This is a genomic window from Spirosoma luteum DSM 19990 (assembly GCF_000374065.1).
GTDB lineage: Bacteria > Bacteroidota > Bacteroidia > Cytophagales > Spirosomataceae > Spirosoma > Spirosoma luteum.
Window position 1 is genome coordinate 232,728 of sequence record NZ_KB893257.1, and the last position, 21,669, is coordinate 254,396.

The window sequence follows — 21,669 nt, forward strand, 5'->3', positions numbered from 1 at the left end:
TTGGGTTACAGTTCAGCGCAGGTCGGGAATGGCGCAGAAATCCATGTCGCCATAATCGAGGTTTTCACCGGCCATACCCCAGATAAAGGTGTAGTTGGAGGTGCCCGCACCTGAGTGAATAGACCAGTTGGGCGAAATTACGGCCTGTTCGTTCTGCATCCAAATATGGCGGGTTTCCTGGGGCTGGCCCATAAAATGGCAGACGCTCTGCCCTTCGGGAATGTCAAAATACAGATAAACCTCCATACGCCGGTCGTGCGTGTGGGCAGGCATCGTGTTCCAGACACTACCCGCTTTTAGTTCAGTCATACCCATCTGCAACTGGCAGGTGGGTAGTATGCTGTTGACCAGAAGTTTATTGATAGTGCGGTGATTGGCCGTTTCCATACTGCCCAGTTCAACGACTTCGGCATCGGTTCGCGACACTTTGCGGGTGGGGTAGGGATGGGTAGCAGGTGTAGAATTCAGATAAAACCGGGCGGGGGCACCCTCATCGTGCGAACTGAACTGGATAACTTTCGTTCCCTGTCCAATGTAAAGGGCTTCTTTAAAGTCCAGGTTATACGCTACGCCATCAGCCAGTACTTGTCCCGGTTCGCCAATATTGATGATTCCCAACTCCCGACGCTCCAGAAAATAAGCCGCTTTTAATTGGTCGGGGGCTTCCAGGGTTAGCGGGCCGGATACCGGCACGACACCCCCGGTGAGATACCGATCAAAAAATGAGAGTACCCAGCGGAACTGATCGGGCTGAAACAGGTTGCTGATTAGAAAATTCTGCCGGAGCTGCTCCGTGCTCATGCCTTTCACTTCGTTGGGAGAAGCCGCATACCGGCTTTCGAAAGCGGCTTTCTGTTGAATTTGGCTATTGGCGGGTTTAGTTAGTTCAGTTTGCATACGCGTTGGGAGTATCTGTTTCCGGCAGAGCGATCAGATGTTTTTGTGAGATGAAAAAAAATGGGGGCAGTTTATCATTGGCATGAATAACCATCAATAAGAGTCGGACAGGAGCGTTACATACCCTGTAATTGGTTAAAATACCCGTTCCATTCTGAGTTTTTCTACTGTTTTAGTAAATCAGGTAACCGGGCGGTTCTGGTTTACAGTAGTTACTCCGGCCTGCCAAACGCAATGCCTGTGTGTAAAGTGGATACTTATACGCACACATGTTGGGGATGGAGTGATGCATCAACGCAGGTGATCTTCAGTCATTAAGTTACCCCTGTGCAGATAGCGTAGATTGGGTGACTAACAATAGGCATACCCAGTCATAGATATAACCCTGGTGGTATGCTGAGTTATGTGAACAACGGATGAAGGAGCTATCTTTAGCCATTCCACTCAGTAATTTAAATAACTCAGGAGGGATATCGTTTGTTAGAGTGATTAACGCATCATCAGTATAATGGAGAAATCACCCGATCGGCTTTGGGAGCAACTGGGAAGTTTACTCGTGCCCAAACGAAAACTGCAGGTACCCGAAACGGTTACGAACGAACGTATGCTGCATGAACTGATCCGCTGCTTTGAAACGTCGCTGGACCGGGAAAGTATTGGGATGAGTCTATTATTTGACGCGCATTACGTTATTATCCTGCATCCGGTTACCTATACCGAGCGGCTGGCGGCTTTACCCGTTATTGTCAATGAAGCGGTAAACGCTTTTTACCAACGGATCAATCAACGCAAAACGGAGCAGGATCGGATTGTTACCGTAGCCTCGCACTGGCAGTTCAAATTCGGGCCCGGTACGGAGTTTGACGGTCGACCCATTACCCCCGTTGACGTGGAGGTAATCGGATCGCTCACGGGTACATCACTCGAAAACGGTAGCACACTGGCGTTGGAAAAGGGGCGTAACCTGAAGGCTACCCGCAAAGTGAAAAATACAAACGTCTACACAAAATTAGACTTGAATCTGCCGACGTTCAGGCACATCGATTTCCGGGAGTCGGGGGCGTTTGCCGTTCGTATCGATCCTGCTCTGCTGGCTCATCATGAGCCAGCGGAAGCAGCACCCGCAGCGGTTGCCGTTTTGCCCGCCCCGCCTTCTGTTCGGCCCGATGCACTGGCCCGGCTCGATTATTACATGGCAGATCAGCATACCGAAGAAACCTACTGGATGAAAGACCGGGAAGTGGTGGTAGCCCGGCAGGAGCCGGACAACGAACCATTTGCCAACTACCTGCGATTACCTTCGCCCTATGTATCGAACCCACACGCCCGGATTCGGTACGACCCGGCATCCGGCCAGTTTCAGCTGGCCTCGTTCAGTCAGCACGAGACCCGGCTGAACGAACGGATTGTGGCCCGCAGTGAACCCGGAGATCCGGTATGGGTTGACTTGCCGGATGCATCCCAAATTCTGCTCAACGGAGCAGTTACGCTAACCTTTAAAACGAATGCCTGACGAATGTTCGACATACTGATAGCCGTGTTGTTGGGGGCCTTTATCCTGTTGCTGCTGGTGCAGCATTTTCGTACCCTACCCCGATAGTCGGAGCAGCCTGCTTCATTCCATTTATGAGCTTATTACAACGTGCCGGACGAACAGATGTTGGTCGCAACCGGCAGGATAATCAGGATACCTTTATTGACTCAGCACTCTGGTCAGCGCACCGGGCGCTGCTGGTCGTTATTGACGGAGTAGGAGGGTATGCCGGGGGTGCCCAGGCAGCTGCTCTAGCCAGAGAAGCCATCCATCAGTATATGGCTACCCAAAATGGCCATACGCTGACAATGCTCTGTGAGGCTGTCGTGCATGCCAACAACCAGATTGTTCGCCAGCGGGAGCAGGACCCTGCCCTGTCCCGCATGTGCTGCGTGCTGACGGCTGCCATTGCCGATGTGCAGACCCGTACCGTCCAATATGTTCACGTGGGCGATACGCGCCTGTACCGCTTCCGGCAGCAGCAATTGGAAAAGCTAACCCACGACCACTCGCTGGTGGGCGTTCGGGAAGATGCCAACCAACTGACCGAGCTTGAAGCCATGCAGCACCCCCGCCGAAACGAGATTCTGCGGGATGTAGGCTCCATACTGCATCGGGTCGAAGATGCCGGTTTTCTGGAATCGGGCGAGACGGATTTTAACCCCGGTGATACGCTGCTGTTGTGCAGCGATGGCCTGACCGACATGCTTACCCGTCAGCAGTTGGTGGATGTAATCAGCCAGGACACCCCCATAGAGGAACAGGTGGCTGAGTTGATCCGCCTGGCTAACGAGCAGGGTGGTCAGGATAATATTACCGTCGTACTGGCGCGGTACCCAGTCCATGCCAACGGCATATCGCCCAGTATGCCCACCGAGCCGATACCGGCCGAAACCCCGTTGCCCGTTTCCATACCGGTTGCAAAGCCGAGTGCCGAATCGGGCCGGGCGCGTAAATGGGTGTACGGATTCGTTCTACTCCTATTACTGATGATGCTGACGGGGATAATCTGGCAGTTTGGCTCACCAAAATTAGTCAACGACCCGAAAACCATATCGACTGATTCAACGGCTAATACCTACCTCACCAACCAACCCGATTCGACTAAAAAGCCTTAGCTCCCATGGCAACTGTTAGTTTTAATACGCATTTTCCCGGCTACGATGTATTGGGTGAAATTACCCGCAGCAACGCGCGGGTACTAAAGGCCCGGCACATAGCCACCGGCGATTTGGTGGCCATCAAGCATTTTGCCCTCAACACGGATGCCGACACGCTCCGGCGTTTCGAACGGGAGTCGGCCATCATGACCCAGATGGATCACCCGAACATCGTTAAGGTGCGCGAAGTCCGGCTGGATACCGACCTGCCGTACCTGGTTATGGATTACGTGGAAGGAGGTAACCTGCGCCAGTTGATTACCGGGAGCGGACACCTGTCCGTTGAAATGACCATTCGTATGGGGCTACAGATTCTCGACGCATTTCGGTTGATCCATGCCCACGGTATCGTTCACCGCGACGTGAAACCGGAGAACATTCTTTACCATAAACTGGCCAGTGGTGAGCTGCATTTTCTGCTGACCGACTTTGGCGTTGCCCGATTGCACGAGCAGCCAGTAACGCAGACCGGTCAGTCGCTCATGACCTACGAATACGCGGCTCCCGAACAGTTCGACAATCCGCGGCAGGTAGATAAAACGGCTGATTACTACGCCTTTGGTGTGGTGCTGTATGAATGCTTTACGGGTAAGGTGCCCTTTGTTCTGGGTAGTGAAACCGGTATCGTTACGTTTATGAATGCCGTGCTGACCACGCCCCCCCCGGCCCCGGTACTGCCTACCAGTCAGTTGCTGCCAGAGGGATTAGAAGAATTGCTTCGTCAGCTGCTAGCTAAAAAAACAACGGACCGCATCGATGACCCCGATGAGATCAAACTGATTCTCAAACAGGCAGAAGTCGAACAGTTATATCGGGAGAAAGGCCGCCAGCCAGCCATACCAAAAGCCCGAACGGAAAGCCACACTCCGGTAGCTGCGCAGGGCGCTCCCCGGCCGGTGGCCAAACCCGCACAGGTCAAATCCTCAAAACCAGTAGTGGCACAATCCACCTCCCGCCGAAACTGGCTGCTGCCAGCACTGCTGGCACTGGTGGTGTTAGGCGGTGTTTTGGCCTATTGGGGCTTCAACCGGACTGACCCCCAGCCGTTGGCCGTTGAGGAATCGACGAACGTAACGTCAACCACGGCCGAGGTGGACACAGCCCGGCAGGCTGAAGAAGCCCGGTTGCGGCTCGAACAGGCCCGGCAACAGTATCAGGCGGAGGTGAGCGAGGCAACCCGGAAACTGGCCGTTCGCACAATGGGCGGGGATGTTGGGTTGTTCGGTGGCGTTAAAAACCTGTCCATTCAACTGAAAAATCCGTCGGTCGTCACGTTCCGGTCCGTCGCGGTGAAGGTGGAATACCTGAAAGGGAACGGGCGACTGTTGAAATCGACAGTCATGTATTTCAATCAGGTTGGCCCTGCGGCTACCATGACCCGGCTGGCACCCGACAGCCAGCGGGGTACGCGTTTTAAGGCGAAGGTGCTACGGGCTGATCCGGAAATACCTGATAGCCTGTCCGCCACACCATCGTTGACCCCCTAATGACCTGTTCCTGTTCGCCACCCATTCCTTACAAAACGAGGCTGGCAGCCACACTCAGATTACTACCGAATAAATCCAGCAAATGGTGAATCATAACGGGATATTGTCCGAACGGAGCTACCTGATGGGGGTAACGGTTCTACTACTGGTCCTCTTCACCCGTTTGTACGTAAATCGTCAGCCCGCCCTCAATCAGGTTGAACGGGATTATGCTGCCGGCACCAAGCTAACATTACGGCCGGGCATTCAGCCCACAGCCCTCCAGCAACTACTGAGGCAGGGAAATTACTATACTGATAACCGCGATGTGGCACTGGTGGCTGATTCGTTGCCCGCCAAACTGCGCCGGTACGGTACACCCGACAACCTGGGAGCCATAAACAAGCGGGCGTTTGCCATCCGTACCCCGTTGACCTGGCGAAGTCCCATTGGCGGCACTGATTTCCAGAGTCGGCTTCAGGTATCCCGGCAACAGATTGGGTTCGATTCGGTGCTGTATCAGCGTGAACTGAACAACCCCCGCCCGTATCCCTCGTCGGTAGGAGCGGGGGGCATGCAACTGAGTGGGCAGGTGCTGAATGATGCGCCCGAGCCACGCCCTCTAGCACATGTTCTGGTGCAGTTGAAACGGCACCGGCCGGTGCAGCGGGAAACGGACGAAACGGTCGACGTACTCACCTACGCCCGCACGGATGCCGATGGCCGGTTTACCTTCGGTGGGCTTCAGCCAGACGGAGCCTACAGCGTATTACCACTGAAACCGGGATTTGAGTTTGGTACCCGGCGGGGTATGGCCCGGCTTGCCCGCTCCGTAGCCTACACGTTTACGGGTCGTCCGCACACCCTCCGGCTTATTGGCCCCGTGGTTTACGGACAACTAAAAAGCGACCACTCGTTCACCATGCGAACGCCCAACCAGTTTCGCCTTGATTACGGGTGGCAGGTGGGTCTGTTCCTACTGGCTTTCTGGGTTGTTCATCTTTTCTGGTCGATTCGGCGCTTCCAGCCCGACGCGCTGCTGTTACCCGTTCTGATGTTGCTCACGGGCCTGTCTCTGCTAACCCTGCTGTCCATTCAGGACCCCCTGCAGGATATTATGTACGGCGGACAGGTGGTGCTGGGAATCGGCCTGGGGTTGCTGGGAATGGTCATCGTATCCCAGCTGAACATCGGACGATTCTATACGCGCTGGTGGTTCGATCCGCTTGTGAATCTTCGTAAACGGTCTACCTTTCGGCTCACGGGCTGGACGTGGTTAATCCTGGCACTTGGACTAGCTGGGCTGACGCTGGCTTTTGGTACGGGGCCGGAGGGAAGTGGCGTTCGGGTAAACCTGCGGGTAGGAGGGCTGTTGTTCCAGCCGAGTGAACTGACAAAATACCTGATTCTGGTTTTCCTAGCGGGTTTCTTTGCCGCCCATGAAGAACAGCTCCGCAGCCTGCCCGATCTACGCTGGCGGTGGCGGGTGAGCATCGGCGTTTTTCTGGGAACGGGCATGCTAATGGGCCTGTACCTGCTGTTGGGTGATATGGGTCCCGCCCTGGTGATTGGGTTTACGTTTCTGCTTTTTTACACGATTGCCCGTCAGACGCTGGGCATCACCCTGCTGGCTGGCGTAATTTATGGGTTGGCTTTGTGGCAACTGCCGGGTCTAATCGCTACCCTGGCAGGTGTGGTGGGGGCGGTTGGACTGCTCATCTGGGGTGGCCATGCCCGTACTACAACCGCAGCGGGCTGGCTGGCCCTGCTGGCAGAAGGACCGGTCCTGCTGGTGCTGGTTATGGCTACTTTCGCCTTTGGCGATCAGATTCCCTTTGTGGGGGATCGACTGGCCGACCGTAAAGCAATGTGGCTTAGTCCCTGGAACAATGACGTATACGGGGGTGATCACCTGGCCCATAGCTTCTGGACGATGGCGACCGGTGGGTGGACGGGTCAGGGCCTGGGCAAGGGGTACGCTACGGCAATGCCAGCTGCCCATACCGATATGATTTTGCCCAGCCTGGCTGAAGGTCTCGGCTGGGTTGGTCTGGTAACCGTTTGCCTGCTGCTTTTTATCCTGCTGCACCGAAGCCTGTTGCACGCCCGCCGGGCGGGGCAGCCGTTTAGTTTTTACCTGTGTGCGGGTATTGGGCTGGCTACCGGCGTACAGTTTCTGCTGATTGCGGGCGGGTCATTGGGGGTGTTTCCGCTAACGGGTATTTCGGTTCCTTTTCTGAGTTACGGCAACGTGTCGCTCATCATCAACCTCACGGCTATGGGCGTCGTATTCTCCGTCGCCAACCGGCCTGGCGAAGCCCTGCAACACGCTTATCTCGAAAAGCATTACGATCCGGTGCTGGCTACGGGTATTGCCGGTTTTTTGCTCGGCACCCTCATACTGGCCGGAAGAGCAGGGGAGGTAGCGCTCGTCCACTGGCCCGATTACATTGTACGGCCCAGCCGGGTGCTGAGCCGCGACGGGCTGCCCGTGTACAGCTACAACCCCCGGATAAATCGCCTGACCGATGCGTTGGCTGCGGGTACATTGTATGATAGAAACGGGCGGGTACTGGCTACCAGCTCACCCGACACGGTATTGCGCAACCTGCCCCAGCTTCGGCAGGCGGGTCTCGACCCTACCAAAGTGACGGAGTTGACCCGTCGCCGACTCCAGCGATTTTACCCGTTTGGCGAACACCTTTTTTATTGGGTAGGCGATGCCAACACCCGCCTGTTCTGGGGGCAGCAGAATGGCTACTTTGCCGAAGCGGCCCATCTGAGCGACCTGCGGGGTTTCGATAATCACCCCCAGCAGAACACGCTATTAACCAGCCGGTACCGGGCTGATCGGTTTACCCCCGCCATAACCCGAACGCTTACCTTGCCACTGTACGATTACCGGGAGCTGGCTCCGGCGCTGCGCAGTGGGCTGGATGGAGCCGCAGTGGCCGAACGCCAGGCCCGCAATCGCGACCTGCGCCTGAGTGTGGATGCGGCCCTGCAGGTAGCCCTGCAAAAAGCAATGGACAGTTCGCACTATAGTGATAAACGCCTGTCGGTGGTGGTGCTGGATGCCGCAACCGGCGACGTACTGGCCTCGGCCCTGAATCCGTTGCCCAACCTCCAGCGGCCGGATGAGCTACTGTTGCCGGATCAGGAGCGGCTCCGGTTGCCGTACCTGACCACCGAGCGGGACCTGGCCCTGACGTACCCCACCGCACCCGGCTCAACGGCCAAGATTATGACAGCCACGGCGGCTCTCAACAAACTGGGAATGCCCGCGGCCAAGGTTAGTGTTTACGTTGGTTGCGGAGAGATAATTCGGCGGGGACGGGTAGAAAGCGAACCTTGCGGAGGACAGGTGAGCATGCGGGAAGCCATCGTACGGTCGAGTAACGTGTATTTCATCCGGCTGGCCAACGATTATGCCCTGGATACGGAAATGGCAAACCTGTACCTGGCAACGGGTATGAATATTGATTATGTGGGGGGCTATTTATTCAACAACAAGCACACATCTGCCGACAAAGCCCGTATCCTGAAACACTGGCGCGATTCTTCTTTTGTTGTTCGGCGCAATTTGTACAGGACCCTGTCGTATCCGAACCGATACCGAAGTGAGTTTTCGGGGCTGGCCTGGGGGCAGGGACAACTGGCCACCACGCCGGTAGCGCTGGCCCGAATGGCGGGGGCCGTTGCCAACCGGGGTGTTATGCAGCCGTCGCGTTACGTGATTAGCCGGGCGGGGAAGCAGATTTCCGTAGCACCGGGGGTTGTGCTGGCCCGCCAGCCCGCTTATGCCGACCTGCTGCGTGATTTCATGATCGAGCAATCGAACCCGAACGGGCGGCCAAAAATCAGCCTGAGTCGGGTAGCGGGAAAAACCGGAACCCCGGAACGGATTGTGCTGGGAGAAAAGCAGAACGACGGCTGGTACGTGTTTTTTGCGCCTACTCCCAATGGCCGTTCTCACACGGTTACCTGCATCCGGATTGAGTTGGGTGAGTCATCGGCGGATGCGGTCAAACTGGCGAATACGGTTGTAGCCCCCATCCTGAAGGAGCGGGGCTATTTGGGAAGTTTTTAATCCACGCTGGCCATCACGGTTTCGGCAAAACACAGAACAATAAAGTCATGCCTATTCTGACAGATCTGAAGCGTTTTTTTGGTTTGGGTGTTCCTCCCACTCACACGCCCACGGAGACCCCTCCCCCCGACCAGCGCCCGGCACCGGTACGGGCGGGTGGACCATCGACACCCCGGCAACGCGAAAAACTGTACCGGTTTATTGTGGAAAGTTTATCTGTTTACGCCAGTGAAACGGAAGGGATGCCAGCGGGCCTTAAACTATGGGTGTGCTGTCATGATTTGGCGGAAGAAGAACAGATGGCGGTAGCCTTGTACGCTAATCAGCCGGGTCACTTTCAGGCTGAACTGAGCCGCCACTTGGCCGATCATTATATTCGGTTTGCCCCTAACTGGCAGTTTAGCTGGGAATTTGTCCGGGATAGTCTCCCCACTACCTGTACCTACCGTCAGGACAATCTGGGCCTTACCGTGCTGCGGCCAGACATGGATGAGCCCCTGCGGATACGGATACGGACGCTTATGGGACAGACTGTTGACGATAGTTACCTGCTCGACCCGGCCGTACAGACCGACTACCACATCGGCCGGTGTGAGACCGTACAGGCGGCATCGGGGCGCGTGCGGACCAATCATATCGTCTTTCTGGATGCCGATGAGCCTGGATTTGATCCGGCGCGGGGCGAGCCCAACCTGAGCGTCAGCCGCCAGCATGCTACCATCCATTACGATGCCGATAAGCGGCAGTACCGCCTGCTGGCCGATGCGGGAGGGCTACCTGGCAGTAACAACAAAACCAAGATTCTTCGGGCCGATGATACCGTAGAACGGGTTGCACTGCCCGGTGTAGGCTACGCACTGGCCCCCGGCGATCAGATTGAGCTGGGTGGCGAAGCGAAGCTACTCGTCGAACTACTCTAACCAGATGGTTTTTCCGTTCGCCACTCGTTCGTTATACACGAATCCGGGGCGTCATGTTTGGAGCGGGATCATTTTGTGACTACCGCTGATACTATTTTAGGGAAATTACTTTGAGAAAGCGAAAACTACTGACTACTATGAGCAGAACGGGTAAAAAAATCAGGCAGGTACAGGCGTCTGGATGGTAGATTTCAGCGTGGTTAGCGCACGGTACAGAAAATTAGCCACTGTTTGCCGCTCTATCTCCATCACCTTGGCAATAGTTTCATTAGACATACCCTCGTAAAATTTAAGCTGGATAACCTCTTTCTGGCGGGTAGGGAGTTGATTGATGCCCTGATGCAGGAGTTCCTGTTTTTCGGAAAACAGTTCTGCCAAAATCAAATCACTTTCCCCGTTCCGTCCGTCCGTCAGCAGTGATCCGGCCCGTTCCCACTCATCTACCGTTGTTTCGCGACTCATCTCTTTTTTGAGTGACCGGAATAAGTTATTACGAAAGGCTTTGATAAAATAGCTGGTCACGCACGGTGCATCGACTACTTTAGTACGACGATACCACAATTCCAGCATCAACTCCTGAATACAGTCTTTAATCAACTCCCGGTTTTTGGTAAATCGGGTAGCGTGATTGAACAAAACCCAGTAATGCATACGGGCGAGTTGGGTAAAAGCCTGTTCGTCACCCGCTTTGAAACGGGTCCAGAGTTGAGCCATTAATAGGGTATCGGAACGGACTGATAAGGACATGAGTACTGGTTAGTTAATCGTATAGAGGACACTACAACGGTTATCGGTCTTTATAGGTAAAATACAATTTTTGCTTTATTCCGATATCAATCCATATACTGACCAGAAAATCAATAGTTGTTTCTTTTTCTGGGTATATTATACTAATCTACTAACGTAGTACAAAAAAACAAGGATAATTACGCGTTTCGAAGGACTTTTTCTCTGCAAACGTTCCCGGAAACGTTTGCAGAGAAAAGGCAAACCTTAGAAAGATTAAATTTTTTTATTTACCTACTGAAATAATGGATTAGAGATTCTGATAATAAGACAGAATTATCGACGGGGTAATCTCATAAAAATCATACTTAATGCATAGTAATTCAAGCCTATGAAAAATACGCCGGTTACCATCAAAGACATTGCCCGGCAACTGAATGTGTCTATTTCAACCGTTTCCCGTGCCTTGCGGAACATGCCCGAAATTCACCCGGAAACCCGAGTTGCCGTTTTGCGCCTGGCCGAAGAACTGGATTATCAGCCAAACCAACTGGCTAAAAATCTGGCCAAAAGCCGGACAAGAACAATTGGGGTAATTGTGCCTAACCTAAGCTATTACTACTTTTCGGCTATGCTCAACAGTATTGAGGAGGCTGCTTTACAGGCAGGGTATAGTGTGCTGGTTTGCCAGACGAACGAATCGTACCTGCGCGAAAAAACGAATATTCAGAATCTGTTGCGAAGTCAGGTAGAGGGATTTATTATTTCACTCTCCAGAGATACTGACAGCTATGAACATGTGGAGCGGCTGACCCGCAAAAATATCCCGCTCGTGTTTTTTGATCGCTATGCCGAAAGCATCAATGTATCGAAAGTAATTGTCGATAATCATGCCGCGGCCTTTAAGGCGACCGAACATCTGATTGAAAATGGGTGCCGACGAATTGGTATGCTGGCGGGGCCTACGCAGTTGGTACTCAGTAACGAGCGCGTGGCGGGTTACCGGGCCGCACTGGATAAGCACGGCCTCAGCCTGGGAGACCAGTATATATGCCACTGCGATTACACGCAGGAAAACACTATTATGCAGACGCTGATGCTGATGAGCTTGCCGCAACCGCCCGATGGTGTGGTGGTTATCAGCGATCGGATGGCGTACTCTGCCGTTTTTGCCATGAAACAGAAAGGTATCCGTATCCCCGACGATGTGGCCATTGTAAGTTTTAACAATGAGCCGGTTTCGGCTCTTTTTTCTCCGTCGTTGACCAGCATCAGTCAGCCCATTCAGGAGATGGGGACTGAAACGGTACGGCTGCTCCTGCGCGAATTGGATTCGGTGGAGGAGTTTGTGCCCAAGGAAACGAAGGTAATGGAAACCCAACTTATCGTGCGGGCATCGTCACTCCGGGGCGGGCCATCACTTACCGTTCATGAGAAATGAGGGCGTTTCGTAACACAGTACCAAATCAGCTATTTACTTGACCAAGTGCGCAAAATTGTTGACAAATAGGACAAGCCTTTATTTGGGCATTGTTGTTTTGTCGTCACCAGCGTAGGGCATGGTTTCTAAGGGAAACGCTTGCTTTCCGATATGTTTTTGGCCGGTTTTGTCGGTAAGTTTTTGATCCAGTCCTTACGAATACCCAGATAGAAGCCTGACTGCGATGGGTAACGCAATAATTTCCCCTGGTCATAGCCTACCTTAAGTACGATTGAGGAGCCACCCAGCCAGCGCGTGGGTCTGCTCAGTGATCCCATTGCCGAGAATTGATTTATCCCATCCGGAAAAGGACCGACCGTTGAGTAGATGGAATAAACGCCATAGTTTTGACTGTAGGAGGCTCTGAGTTGATAGCGCCAGTAAGCGGGCTTCCAGGTACTGCTCCCCGCCCGCTGGAAAGTTCGTATCGAGCCTGATACGCCCCAGTTGAAAGCAAGCACCCGATTGTTATTGATGCTAAAAACACCACCGACAGGTTTGCCATCGGCATCGTTACGAGAAAACTCCTGAGCACCTAAAGCCGGATTAGTGTCGGCCGTCTGGGTAATGAAAGGTATCCCTATCGTTCTACCCTGGTATGACCAGCCATCGGGATACTGGCCATTGAGTAAATAGTTTTCCGGTTCTCCCCCCAGCAACTTGCCAAACTGCACGTACCCCTGGCTTCGTGAGTTGAAAAGTTCAAAAATCATGTCATCGACAAGGCGATTGGGGCGTTTGCTCTGTAGCCGAAGTCCATACAATCCATCTTCAATATTTCGACCATTGTAAAGCTTACGGCCCAGGTCGTAAGCATGCTGCTGGTAGGTGAATAGTGTCCATTGATTCAGGTCGACCGATAACGCTAGCTCGGCAGCCCCCCGGTGGTCGCCCACGCGATTCTGGTCGTTGGTTGTAAATTTAGACAGATCTTTGAGCGCATCCTTGTCTACGGGCACAACCACATTGTAGTAGGCATCAAGACTGTTAGCATATTGACCATCGAACGAAAGAGTAGGGTCTGCTTTTGAAAAGAAAGAGTAGCCAGCCCATTGTACCTCGTGGCTGAAGGAACCGAATAGATGGAACCGGCTTGTCGGTTTACCCAGTCGGATTGACAGGGCTTTCTGATGGAGATAGGAGTTCTGCACGTATTTCTGGTCGCCAAACCAGCCGTGCGCGAAAAAAGCGTTAAAAGCAACAAATTTTTTGGTGAAACCTATTGGAACGTAGTCGATTGTGCCAATTTGTATCCGGGGCATTGGTAACGCATTTCTCGACCAGATAAAAGAGCCTGACGAGAGCGGGCTCTGGGCAAAACCCAATACCTGTTTGCGCCTTCCCCCAAAAATTTCTAACCAACCCAGCCGGGCTTTGATGTACCCTTCACTTAGGATTACGGCCTGCGATGCGCCCGCCTGACCAACTAGTTCCAGCCCTGCTCCCCAGTCTACCTTCGGGCGTTTTTGGGTAGAGTCAGAGCGGTAGCCAATGGCACTTGCACCCCGCACCCAGACAGTAGGCGCATCACGGGGTACGATTCCGTATTGGTTTGTTTGCATCCAGAAGGGTACTTCCCCGGTAGATGAGCCAAAACCCCCTATTTCAAACTGGGTGGTAAGGGGTCGGTGGAGCGGGGGGGGGGACGAAGATTGAGCCGATACGGTTCCTGGCAAACCCGCATACAACAGCCATTGGCAACTGATCGACAGAATAAAAAAGCGAATAGTATAACGATACTTACCTGATTGTCTTGGTACAAGAGCAGTAAAAATGGAACCAAACATTGTCTAGCTAATTGAACAGATGCCAGCAGGCGTTATACAATCGAAAAAGGTTCAGACTTTATTTAACAGAATACAATTAAACAGGTGTGTAGCATCGTATGATCGACTCAATACAATCCGGTAATATTACGATAGTCCAGCCATTTTTTATGCCAAATTTCTCAATAGGTGACAATTATTTACTGAATGGGGTTATGAATAGTTGGCGTTGGGACGAATGGCTGGCCTGGAATTGCTTTGCAAACTAACTTTACGAGCTCTGTCCTGGTACCGGGCAAATTGCTTGAGGTATTGCCCAGAACAGGTGGGCAATACCTCAAGCAGGCCGAAACAGTTTCGCTGTTCCTGCGCGAACTGGGTTCGATGGTGAAGTTTGTACCCAAAGAAAGGAAGGCCATGGAAAACTAACCTATCGTGCATCAACTCTCAACCCTGAAGGACTGTGCGGTTGACGAAATTGGCAACCCTACCGGCAAGCTCAGGAGGCACTATAGTACATTGGCAACATGGGTAAAGGCATGATTGGCACGATTGTATTTTAGGTCAGTATTACCATCCCAAATAATAAGCTAAAGTACCGACAGGGAAAATCTAAGCTATTCAACTCCTTTATATTTATACGTCAGTATATTTTTAGTCTGTTGTTTTAGTCTGTTTTACCCGGCATTCCCGCTTCCAGTTTCCCAATCCGGAGAACGCTGTACCCTCTATAATGGCTGTTAGATTACACCCCGGGCACTTTCTGTGAGCCAGAACTTCATTTTTTTATCTGCGGCCACACCGGTAACGAATGCGTCTATTAGAATAAGGTAATCGGAATACACTGGTCACATTGGTTTCCCTCACACGAGTTAACTTTTGTTGGCCTGTATATTGTATCCGTTAAACACAATTAACCGTTTAGTTTGATTGGTTTATTTATACCATTTATTTTCTAGCTAAGAATATGAAAAATAAAGCATTACTGGCCTATTTTTCTGTTACGTTGCTTTCTGTAAGTATCAGTTTAGCACAGGCTCCCAATTTAGGAACAGCTTCCAGTTTTGCTTTATTCACGGCCAATGGTGCTTTTTCCAACACAGGTGCCAGTACGGTGACGGGTGATATAGGTACGGCCTTGGGAGCTTTCAGTGGATTTCCGCCGGGAACGGTTAGTGGCCAAACCCGACTGCCGGGTAGCAGCGAAGCTAACCAGGCCGCTACCGATGTTATGAATGCGTACAACTCGCTTGGTCCGCTTACCTGTGCAACGACCATACTGGCTGAATTGGGGGGGCAGACACTTGCCCCGGGTGTTTACTGCCAGCCTACTGCCGATGCTACATCGCTGAATGGAACGCTAACGCTAAGTGGGGCAGGTGTATATGTCATTAAACTGAACAGCGCACTGACAACAGCAACCAACTCAACTATTTTGCTGACTAATGGTGCGTCGGCCTGTAATGTGTTTTTTCAGGTAAACGGGGCAGCTACACTAGGCACCGGTTCTGTTTTTAAAGGAACCATACTGGCCACGGGAGCCATCGCCCTTGGTACTCAGGCATCGCTGGAAGGTAGGGGCCTATCAACAGCAGGGGCTATTTCGCTGAATACCAATGTCGTTACGGTCACAAATTCATCCCTATCAATCAACGTTGCGGCCAGTTCCTGCGTACCCGCTACGAACCAGTATTCGATTTCAGGAATCATTTCATCGACCAGTAGCTCGGCAGCAACCGTCACGCTTACCGATGGTACCGTGTCGGCAACTGTTGCAGTCGGTGCCGGAGATACCTCAACCCCCTACAGCCTGACCGGACTGGTATCTGGTACGGGGAGTCACACTGTTGTGGTAAGTTGCGCCGGAAGCAGTGGCAATGCCACCTACGTGGCACCGGCTTCCTGTACTACGTCTTCCGCCAGTTTGGGTGGAACGGTGTATGCGGATAACAATGGAAATGGGGTGTCAGATGGGGGAGATACGCCCATTGCAAGTGTGACGGCCACATTGCTTAACGGTGCAAATACACCCATTGCCTCTACGGCAACCAATGCGTCAGGCCTGTACAGTTTTACCGGTTTGACACCCGGCATACCCTACTCGGTAAGTTTCACGACACCCGCCGGTTTTTCGGCGACAACGCCCACCACAAGCGGGCCTGTAACACTGGCTGCCGGTGAGAATAATACCGGTTTATCCGCAGGTTTTAAGCCGGCGTCCGGGTCTGGTTCACCCATGTTGGCTGTTAGCGTTACGCCGGGTGCTACTCAAGCGGCCACAAACCAGTACACCCTTACCGGGGTTATCTCACTGACGGGGGCCACGGCTGGATCGCTTACCGTTACCGATGGCGCTACTACAACTACTGTATCCGTTACGGCAGGCCAGACATCGGCGACTTTCAGCCTGACAGGACTGCCTTCGGGTAGTGGGTCGCATACCGTTTCGGTCAGTGGAGCCGGGTATACCCCCGCCACCATTACTTATATGGCACCTGTTTCTGTTACGCCTTCGCTTTCCGTGCAAACATTTGTTAGTGCTTCGAATGCCGTACCGGGCGATGTACTAACCTACAGTGTAGTGCTGACAAACTCCGGATCAACAACAGCAACGACAACCGTACGGGACTCGCTAAGTGCCGGTGGAACGTATATACCCAATTCAGCCATTCCTCCGGCAGGTACATCGTTTACCCCCGGGCAACCCATAAGTACGTGGAACGTGCCAATCATTGGTGCCGGACAGAGCCTGACGCTGACATTTCAGGCTAGCGTAGATGCCAGTGGTATCCTGTATAACGTAGTTACGATACCGGGCGACACGGCCAAAATCTGCACGTCAATACCCGTTAAATTGTGCCTAGGTGATGAATATACACTGACAGTACCGGCGGGTCGGGGTAGTTATCGCTGGTACAGGAATGGCATACTTATTCCGAATCAAACTACGAACGAACTGGTGGTGAGCCAGGCTGGCAGTTACAGCCTCGGCCTCGAAAACGCCAATGGATCATGTCCCGATTTCTCGTGCTGCCCCTTTATCGTAGAGGAAGACGCGTTGCCTTCTTACCAGGCTGTTGCCTCCGGTGCTACCTGCGTAGATAATAATCCTCAGAATAATGGCCAACTGGTATTGAGCAATTTTGTGCCTGGTCATACCTACCAGTACTCGCTGGGTACCGCGTTCAATATAACCGCTTCCTTATCGGGTTTACCCAAGACCATTCCTGTCAATGGTGTTATCTCAACTACGTTACCCAACTCAGCCGTAAGTCAGTCCTATACAGTTCGGGTCTATAACGCGTCGGGGTGCTATGTGGATCAGACTGTAACAATACCACCAACACTCTGTACCTGTCCAGCTGACGTTTGCGTACCCTTTACGCTCACGCGAACCAAACGGCACTGACAAATAGATGATCCGTTCTAAACCAGTCTTCCTGTTTGAGTGGGCAGTACGTGACTGCCCACTCAAACAGGAAGACTAACAACCCGTTACCTTGTCTTGAAAATGCATCAATTCAAATGAACGGTTGGATAAGCTGCTAGTGAGATGGTTTCGGTAAGAAAAGAAAAACCCCTATAAACTACTGAAATACAGGTAGTTATAGGGGTTCATTGTACCGGGAGCCGGACTCGAACCGGCATGTCCTTGCAGACAATGGTGTTTGAGACCATCGCGTCTACCGATTCCGCCATCCCGGCGACAGAATCGTCACGCCAGGGCGTGATGCGTTTGTCAAACGTGGGTGCAAAAGTAGCCGCAGGTAGTGGGTTTTGCAAATAAAAATTGAATAGAATAACAGCAGGCTGGTTCACCCACGTTTAGGTTAGTGTTGATTGATCCATTTTCTTAGTTTTACGGGACTAATTTTATCCTGTTTGGTATGTCCGATTCTTTCTTAACGACTTCCTTCGCACCAACCCCGTCTCTACTGGCCGATTTACTTGACAATCTGCCACAGGGCATAGTTGCCAGCGAAGCCGTTCGGGATACTAGTGGTGCCATCGTTAATTACCGTGCCTACTACGCCAATGCGCAGGCATTGGCCATCACTGGCTATTCAGTTGAGCAACTCACCAGCCAGTTGCTTTACAAATGGGCACCCTATGCCCTGACCCACGCGGAACATATTCGCCGGGTGGTGGTGGAGCAGATTCCCTTCGACTTCGAGTATTTTCATCCGGTATCGCACCGCTGGTATTGTGTCGAAAATCGCCCGCTAAACAACGGCCTGTTCACTACTTTTCGGGATATTGACGACGCCAAACAGGCGCAGCAACAGATAGAAAACCAGGCTCGGTTGCTCCAGGGCGTTATGGATGCAATGGACGAAGCTATTGCTTACTGCGAAGCCGTCCGCGATCCGGATGGCCGGGTAATCGACTTTACGTACCGATTGACGAATGCTGCCAGCGATACGATTGTTGGTGTCCCCGCCGACCAGGTCATTGGAAAACGGATTACCACCTTTTTCCCGGAATTGAAGGAGTTGGGTATGTTACAGCAGTTAATTGATGTAGTTGATTCCGTCCAGCCCCAGCGAATTGAACAGTCATACCGGGTTGATGATAACGAAGGCTGGTACTTAATGTCCATTGTACCACTGTTAAATGGCATTGTCATCTATTACAAAGACATCAGCGCGAGCAAACGGGCCGCTCAACTAATCGAAGAGCAAGCCAAAGTGTTCGATGATGTATTAAAATCCATGAATAACGGGCTCTCTGTGCTGGAAGCTGTACGCAATGAGGCCGGAGCCGTTGTTGATTTTCGGTACGTACGGGTAAGCCAGGCCATTTGCAGAGATACTGGCCTGACGGAGGATGAGCTGATTGGGAAAGCAATGACATCTCTGTTTCCGAGTTTACAAAAAACAACGTATTGGACAGCCTACCTGACTACTCTGGCCACGGGTGAGCCGCAGCGTTTCGAGCTTCATTATCAGTACGATCACTTCGATAATTACACCGATAACTGGGTTACCCGCATCGACGAGAATAGGATTATCTCGATTTACGCCATCGTAAACGACCAGAAACGGGTAGAGCTGGAGGCCCGGCAACAGGCGGCTATGCTCCAGAGCGTGCTGGATAGTTGCCAGATGCCCATTGTACTGTTCGAAGCCATACGAAACGGGAATGGCCAGATTACAGACTTTCAATACCTGCTTCAGAACGAAGCCAACGCCCGGAGGGTTAACCATCCCGTAAACCAGACAACCACCCGCACCATGCTGGAGGTGTTGCCCAGCCTGAAACCTATGGGCATTTTCGACCGATATGTCGACGTAGTAAACACTGGCCAGCCGCAGCGGTTTGAACAACATTTTACCGAGAGCGACGCGGGGGGCTGGTTTGATATGTCCATCGTCAAACAGGGTGATGGCATTGTAATAGCCGCCAACGATCAGACACTGCTGCGACAGACGCTGCTGCGGGCCGAGAAGTTAGTAGGTGACTTGAAACAGTCCAACCAGCAGTTGGAGCAGTTTGCCTATATAGCCAGTCACGATTTACAGGAACCGCTACGGAAAATCCGGGCATTCGGCGATATCCTCGTCAGGAATTACAGTACGCTTTTGCCAGCCGAAGGTCAGGATATGATTGCCCGTATGCAGTCGTCGGCGGAGCGGATGGGCGTATTTATCCGGGATTTACTGGCCTACTCCCGGCTGGCTACGCAGGAGGATTTATTCCAGCCGGTTGTCCTGGAAACCCTGTTGGCCGATATTCTTCAGGACCTGAGTATGGTCATTACCGAAACCCGCGCCCAGGTAGCTATTGGCAGCACTAGTCAGCCCTTGCCAACGGTAAACGGTAGTTTGCTCCAACTACGCCAGTTATTTCAGAATTTAATCAGTAATGCACTGAAGTTCTCCCGCCCTGGTGAACGACCGCAGGTATCGGTGCAGAGCCGTACCGTATTGCCCGAATCCGTGCCCGACACAGTTCTGAATCGTGCCAGTCAGGAATGGATAGCGGTTGACGTTACCGATAATGGAATTGGGTTCGAAGAGAAATATCAGGAGCGTATTTTTCAGCTTTTCGAGCGACTACACAGCCGGAGTGCCTACAGTGGAACGGGTATTGGTCTGGCTATTTGCCGAAAAGTGGCCGAAAATCACGGGGGTACCATTCTGGCCCATAGCCAGCCCGGGCAGGGGGCTGTATTCACGGTGTTTCTGCCCATCCGTGCAGCCTCTGCAACAGCCTAAGCCAGCTCTTCGAGCAAAGCACTGTATCAATTATTCGTACCGAAGGGCGTCGATAGGATCCAGTTTAGAAGCCCTTACAGCCGGGTAAATACCCGCAAACAGCCCTACTGATACACAAACAACCAATCCCAGACCCATCCACCCCCAGGGAACAACAAATCCTCCCTTTCCCTGGCTAACCAGCATGGCAATCAGATTACCAATGCCCAGCCCCAGCAGTACCCCTCCCAAACCACCAAGAAGACAAATAACGATGGCTTCAATCAGGAACTGCTCCCGAATTCGCTGGGGGGTAGCACCAAGTGACTTTCGGATGCCAATTTCGCGGGTTCGCTCCGTTACCGAAACGAGCATGATGTTGAGCAGCGCGATGGCTGCCCCCAGCAGGGTGATAAAGCCAATGCCAAACCCGCCAATGCGCAGGTAGCCGGTGATACTTTCGGTTTGTTTGGCCAGTTCATCCGCCCGGTCAATCTCAAACGAATCAGGTTGCCCCAACTGGTCACGCCGGACCAGGCGCATGGTACCCCTTGCTTCGCCAACGGCTTCATCCTGATTGGATACACTGGGAACAGATGCCGTAATGTCGAAGGTGAGTTGCCTGGTACCGGCCAGCGCACGGGCGTTGTTCAGGGGAATCAGGAGAATCCGGTCATCTCCCCCGCCGGAAAACCCGCCTTTTTTGTCCAAAACACCAATAATTTTATACTGCCTGCCCGATACGCGAATGAGCTGGTTCAGCGGATTCAGTTTCTTTTCAAACAGGGTATTGGCTAATTCACTGCCAATAATAGCCACATTGAGTGCGTAGTTCAGGTCACTCTGGGAAAAATTACGGCCATTTTTAATCGTGTATCCTTTCACCGCTAGGTACGTATCGTCGCCCCCGGTAAGCTGCACGTTTGGGTTCGTTTTCCTGGACCCGAATTTTGCCTGGGCTGCCCCCAACACAACGGTTGAAACGGAGATAGTGGCTCCGTACGGAAACCGGCGTTTGAACTGTATAGCGTCAAAATAATCGATAGGAGCATCCTGCTTCTGGATGCGGCCACCCCGCCGGAACGCATCCTGCCGGGCCACAATGCTGAACGTATTGGCACCCAGCCCGGCAAAACTATTGTTTACCGAATCCTGAATACCATCAATAGCCGTCAGAATACCCACCAGCGACGTAATGCCGATAGCAATAATCAGTGAGGTCAGAATTGTTCGCAGCCGGTTACCGGCAATGGAACGCAGCCCCTCCCGTATGTTTTCAATGAGGTTCATTTTTGAATGAGCGGATGCGTAAATGCGTGAATGACAGAATGACTGGCAAAAACCTATTCACTCAGTCTATCATTCACCATCAATCTTGCACAATAATTGCTTATCTTTCGTTATAACAAAACTAACACAAGCATTCTTACCTC

The 21,669-nt window shown here is 52.4% G+C and carries 12 protein-coding genes and 1 tRNA gene; 8 read left to right on the top strand and 5 right to left on the bottom strand.

From position 1 onward, the window contains the following. Positions 1-12 precede the first annotated feature (12 nt). Positions 13-897 (bottom strand): 5-dehydro-4-deoxy-D-glucuronate isomerase, encoded by an 885-nt coding sequence (gene kduI, locus B156_RS0114000; RefSeq protein WP_018620368.1) that lies wholly within the window; start codon positions 895-897, stop codon positions 13-15. A 508-nt stretch (positions 898-1,405) separates the two neighbouring features. On the opposite strand from kduI, the gene B156_RS0114005 reads away from it, so the two are divergent. The 5 genes from B156_RS0114005 to B156_RS0114030 all read left to right on the top strand — a co-directional run bounded on the left by B156_RS0114005 (position 1,406) and on the right by B156_RS0114030 (position 10,067). Beyond that, on the top strand, positions 1,406-2,410 hold the full coding sequence (locus tag B156_RS0114005) for an FHA domain-containing protein (RefSeq protein WP_018620369.1): 1,005 nt from the start codon (positions 1,406-1,408) through the stop codon (positions 2,408-2,410). A 113-nt stretch (positions 2,411-2,523) separates the two neighbouring features. Continuing rightward, positions 2,524-3,549: a PP2C family protein-serine/threonine phosphatase gene (locus B156_RS0114015; RefSeq protein WP_018620370.1), complete on the top strand. Its 1,026-nt coding sequence runs from the start codon at positions 2,524-2,526 to the stop codon at positions 3,547-3,549. A gap of 5 nt (positions 3,550-3,554) precedes the next feature. Next, the gene (locus B156_RS0114020) at positions 3,555-5,078 is read left to right on the top strand and encodes a serine/threonine-protein kinase (protein WP_018620371.1); all 1,524 of its coding nucleotides are present in this window, start codon (positions 3,555-3,557) and stop codon (positions 5,076-5,078) included. Positions 5,079-5,160: 82 nt separating this feature from the next. Further along, positions 5,161-9,147, top strand: a complete 3,987-nt coding sequence (locus tag B156_RS0114025; protein WP_018620372.1) for an FtsW/RodA/SpoVE family cell cycle protein — start codon at positions 5,161-5,163, stop codon at positions 9,145-9,147. A gap of 47 nt (positions 9,148-9,194) precedes the next feature. Beyond that, on the top strand, positions 9,195-10,067 hold the full coding sequence (locus B156_RS0114030) for an FHA domain-containing protein (protein WP_018620373.1): 873 nt from the start codon (positions 9,195-9,197) through the stop codon (positions 10,065-10,067). Between the two features lie 159 nt (positions 10,068-10,226). Here B156_RS0114030 and B156_RS0114035 read toward each other — a convergent pair whose 3' ends face one another. Further along, on the bottom strand, positions 10,227-10,814 hold the full coding sequence (locus B156_RS0114035) for an RNA polymerase sigma factor (protein WP_026260824.1): 588 nt from the start codon (positions 10,812-10,814) through the stop codon (positions 10,227-10,229). Between the two features lie 370 nt (positions 10,815-11,184). Here B156_RS0114035 and B156_RS0114040 point away from each other — a divergent pair, with 370 nt between their 5' ends. Beyond that, complete coding sequence (locus B156_RS0114040) at positions 11,185-12,234, top strand: LacI family DNA-binding transcriptional regulator (protein ID WP_018620375.1); 1,050 nt, start codon at positions 11,185-11,187, stop codon at positions 12,232-12,234. Positions 12,235-12,359: 125 nt separating this feature from the next. On the opposite strand, the gene B156_RS0114045 is transcribed toward B156_RS0114040, so the two are convergent. After that, positions 12,360-13,835, bottom strand: a complete 1,476-nt coding sequence (locus B156_RS0114045; protein WP_245563739.1) for a capsule assembly Wzi family protein — start codon at positions 13,833-13,835, stop codon at positions 12,360-12,362. Positions 13,836-15,006: 1,171 nt separating this feature from the next. On the opposite strand from B156_RS0114045, the gene B156_RS30310 reads away from it, so the two are divergent. Further along, complete coding sequence (locus B156_RS30310) at positions 15,007-17,448, top strand: ice-binding family protein (RefSeq protein ID WP_018620378.1); 2,442 nt, start codon at positions 15,007-15,009, stop codon at positions 17,446-17,448. A gap of 212 nt (positions 17,449-17,660) precedes the next feature. Here the strand turns inward: B156_RS30310 and B156_RS0114060 are convergent. Next, positions 17,661-17,744: transfer RNA gene (locus tag B156_RS0114060), tRNA-Leu, on the bottom strand. A 182-nt stretch (positions 17,745-17,926) separates the two neighbouring features. Here B156_RS0114060 and B156_RS0114065 point away from each other — a divergent pair. Continuing rightward, complete coding sequence (locus B156_RS0114065; protein ID WP_018620379.1) at positions 17,927-20,257, top strand: PAS domain-containing sensor histidine kinase; 2,331 nt, start codon at positions 17,927-17,929, stop codon at positions 20,255-20,257. Between the two features lie 30 nt (positions 20,258-20,287). Here the strand turns inward: B156_RS0114065 and B156_RS0114070 are convergent, their stop codons facing one another. Then, the gene (locus B156_RS0114070; protein ID WP_018620380.1) at positions 20,288-21,526 is read right to left on the bottom strand and encodes an ABC transporter permease; all 1,239 of its coding nucleotides are present in this window, start codon (positions 21,524-21,526) and stop codon (positions 20,288-20,290) included. Positions 21,527-21,669: the final 143 nt, after the last annotated feature.

Bases quoted from the DNA above. Each gene is read 5' to 3' on its own strand.
- kduI (WP_018620368.1), bottom strand. From the start codon at position 897: ATGCAAACTGAACTAACTAAACCCGCCAATAGCCAAATTCAACAGAAA.
- B156_RS0114020 (WP_018620371.1), top strand. From the start codon at position 3,555: ATGGCAACTGTTAGTTTTAATACGCATTTTCCCGGCTACGATGTATTG.
- B156_RS0114025 (WP_018620372.1), top strand. From the start codon at position 5,161: ATGGTGAATCATAACGGGATATTGTCCGAACGGAGCTACCTGATGGGG.
- B156_RS0114070 (WP_018620380.1), bottom strand. From the start codon at position 21,526: ATGAACCTCATTGAAAACATACGGGAGGGGCTGCGTTCCATTGCCGGT.
- B156_RS0114005 (WP_018620369.1), top strand. From the start codon at position 1,406: ATGGAGAAATCACCCGATCGGCTTTGGGAGCAACTGGGAAGTTTACTC.
- B156_RS0114045 (WP_245563739.1), bottom strand. From the start codon at position 13,835: ATGCAAACAAACCAATACGGAATCGTACCCCGTGATGCGCCTACTGTC.
- B156_RS30310 (WP_018620378.1), top strand. From the start codon at position 15,007: ATGAAAAATAAAGCATTACTGGCCTATTTTTCTGTTACGTTGCTTTCT.
- B156_RS0114065 (WP_018620379.1), top strand. From the start codon at position 17,927: ATGTCCGATTCTTTCTTAACGACTTCCTTCGCACCAACCCCGTCTCTA.
- B156_RS0114040 (WP_018620375.1), top strand. From the start codon at position 11,185: ATGAAAAATACGCCGGTTACCATCAAAGACATTGCCCGGCAACTGAAT.
- B156_RS0114030 (WP_018620373.1), top strand. From the start codon at position 9,195: ATGCCTATTCTGACAGATCTGAAGCGTTTTTTTGGTTTGGGTGTTCCT.
- B156_RS0114035 (WP_026260824.1), bottom strand. From the start codon at position 10,814: ATGTCCTTATCAGTCCGTTCCGATACCCTATTAATGGCTCAACTCTGG.
- B156_RS0114015 (WP_018620370.1), top strand. From the start codon at position 2,524: ATGAGCTTATTACAACGTGCCGGACGAACAGATGTTGGTCGCAACCGG.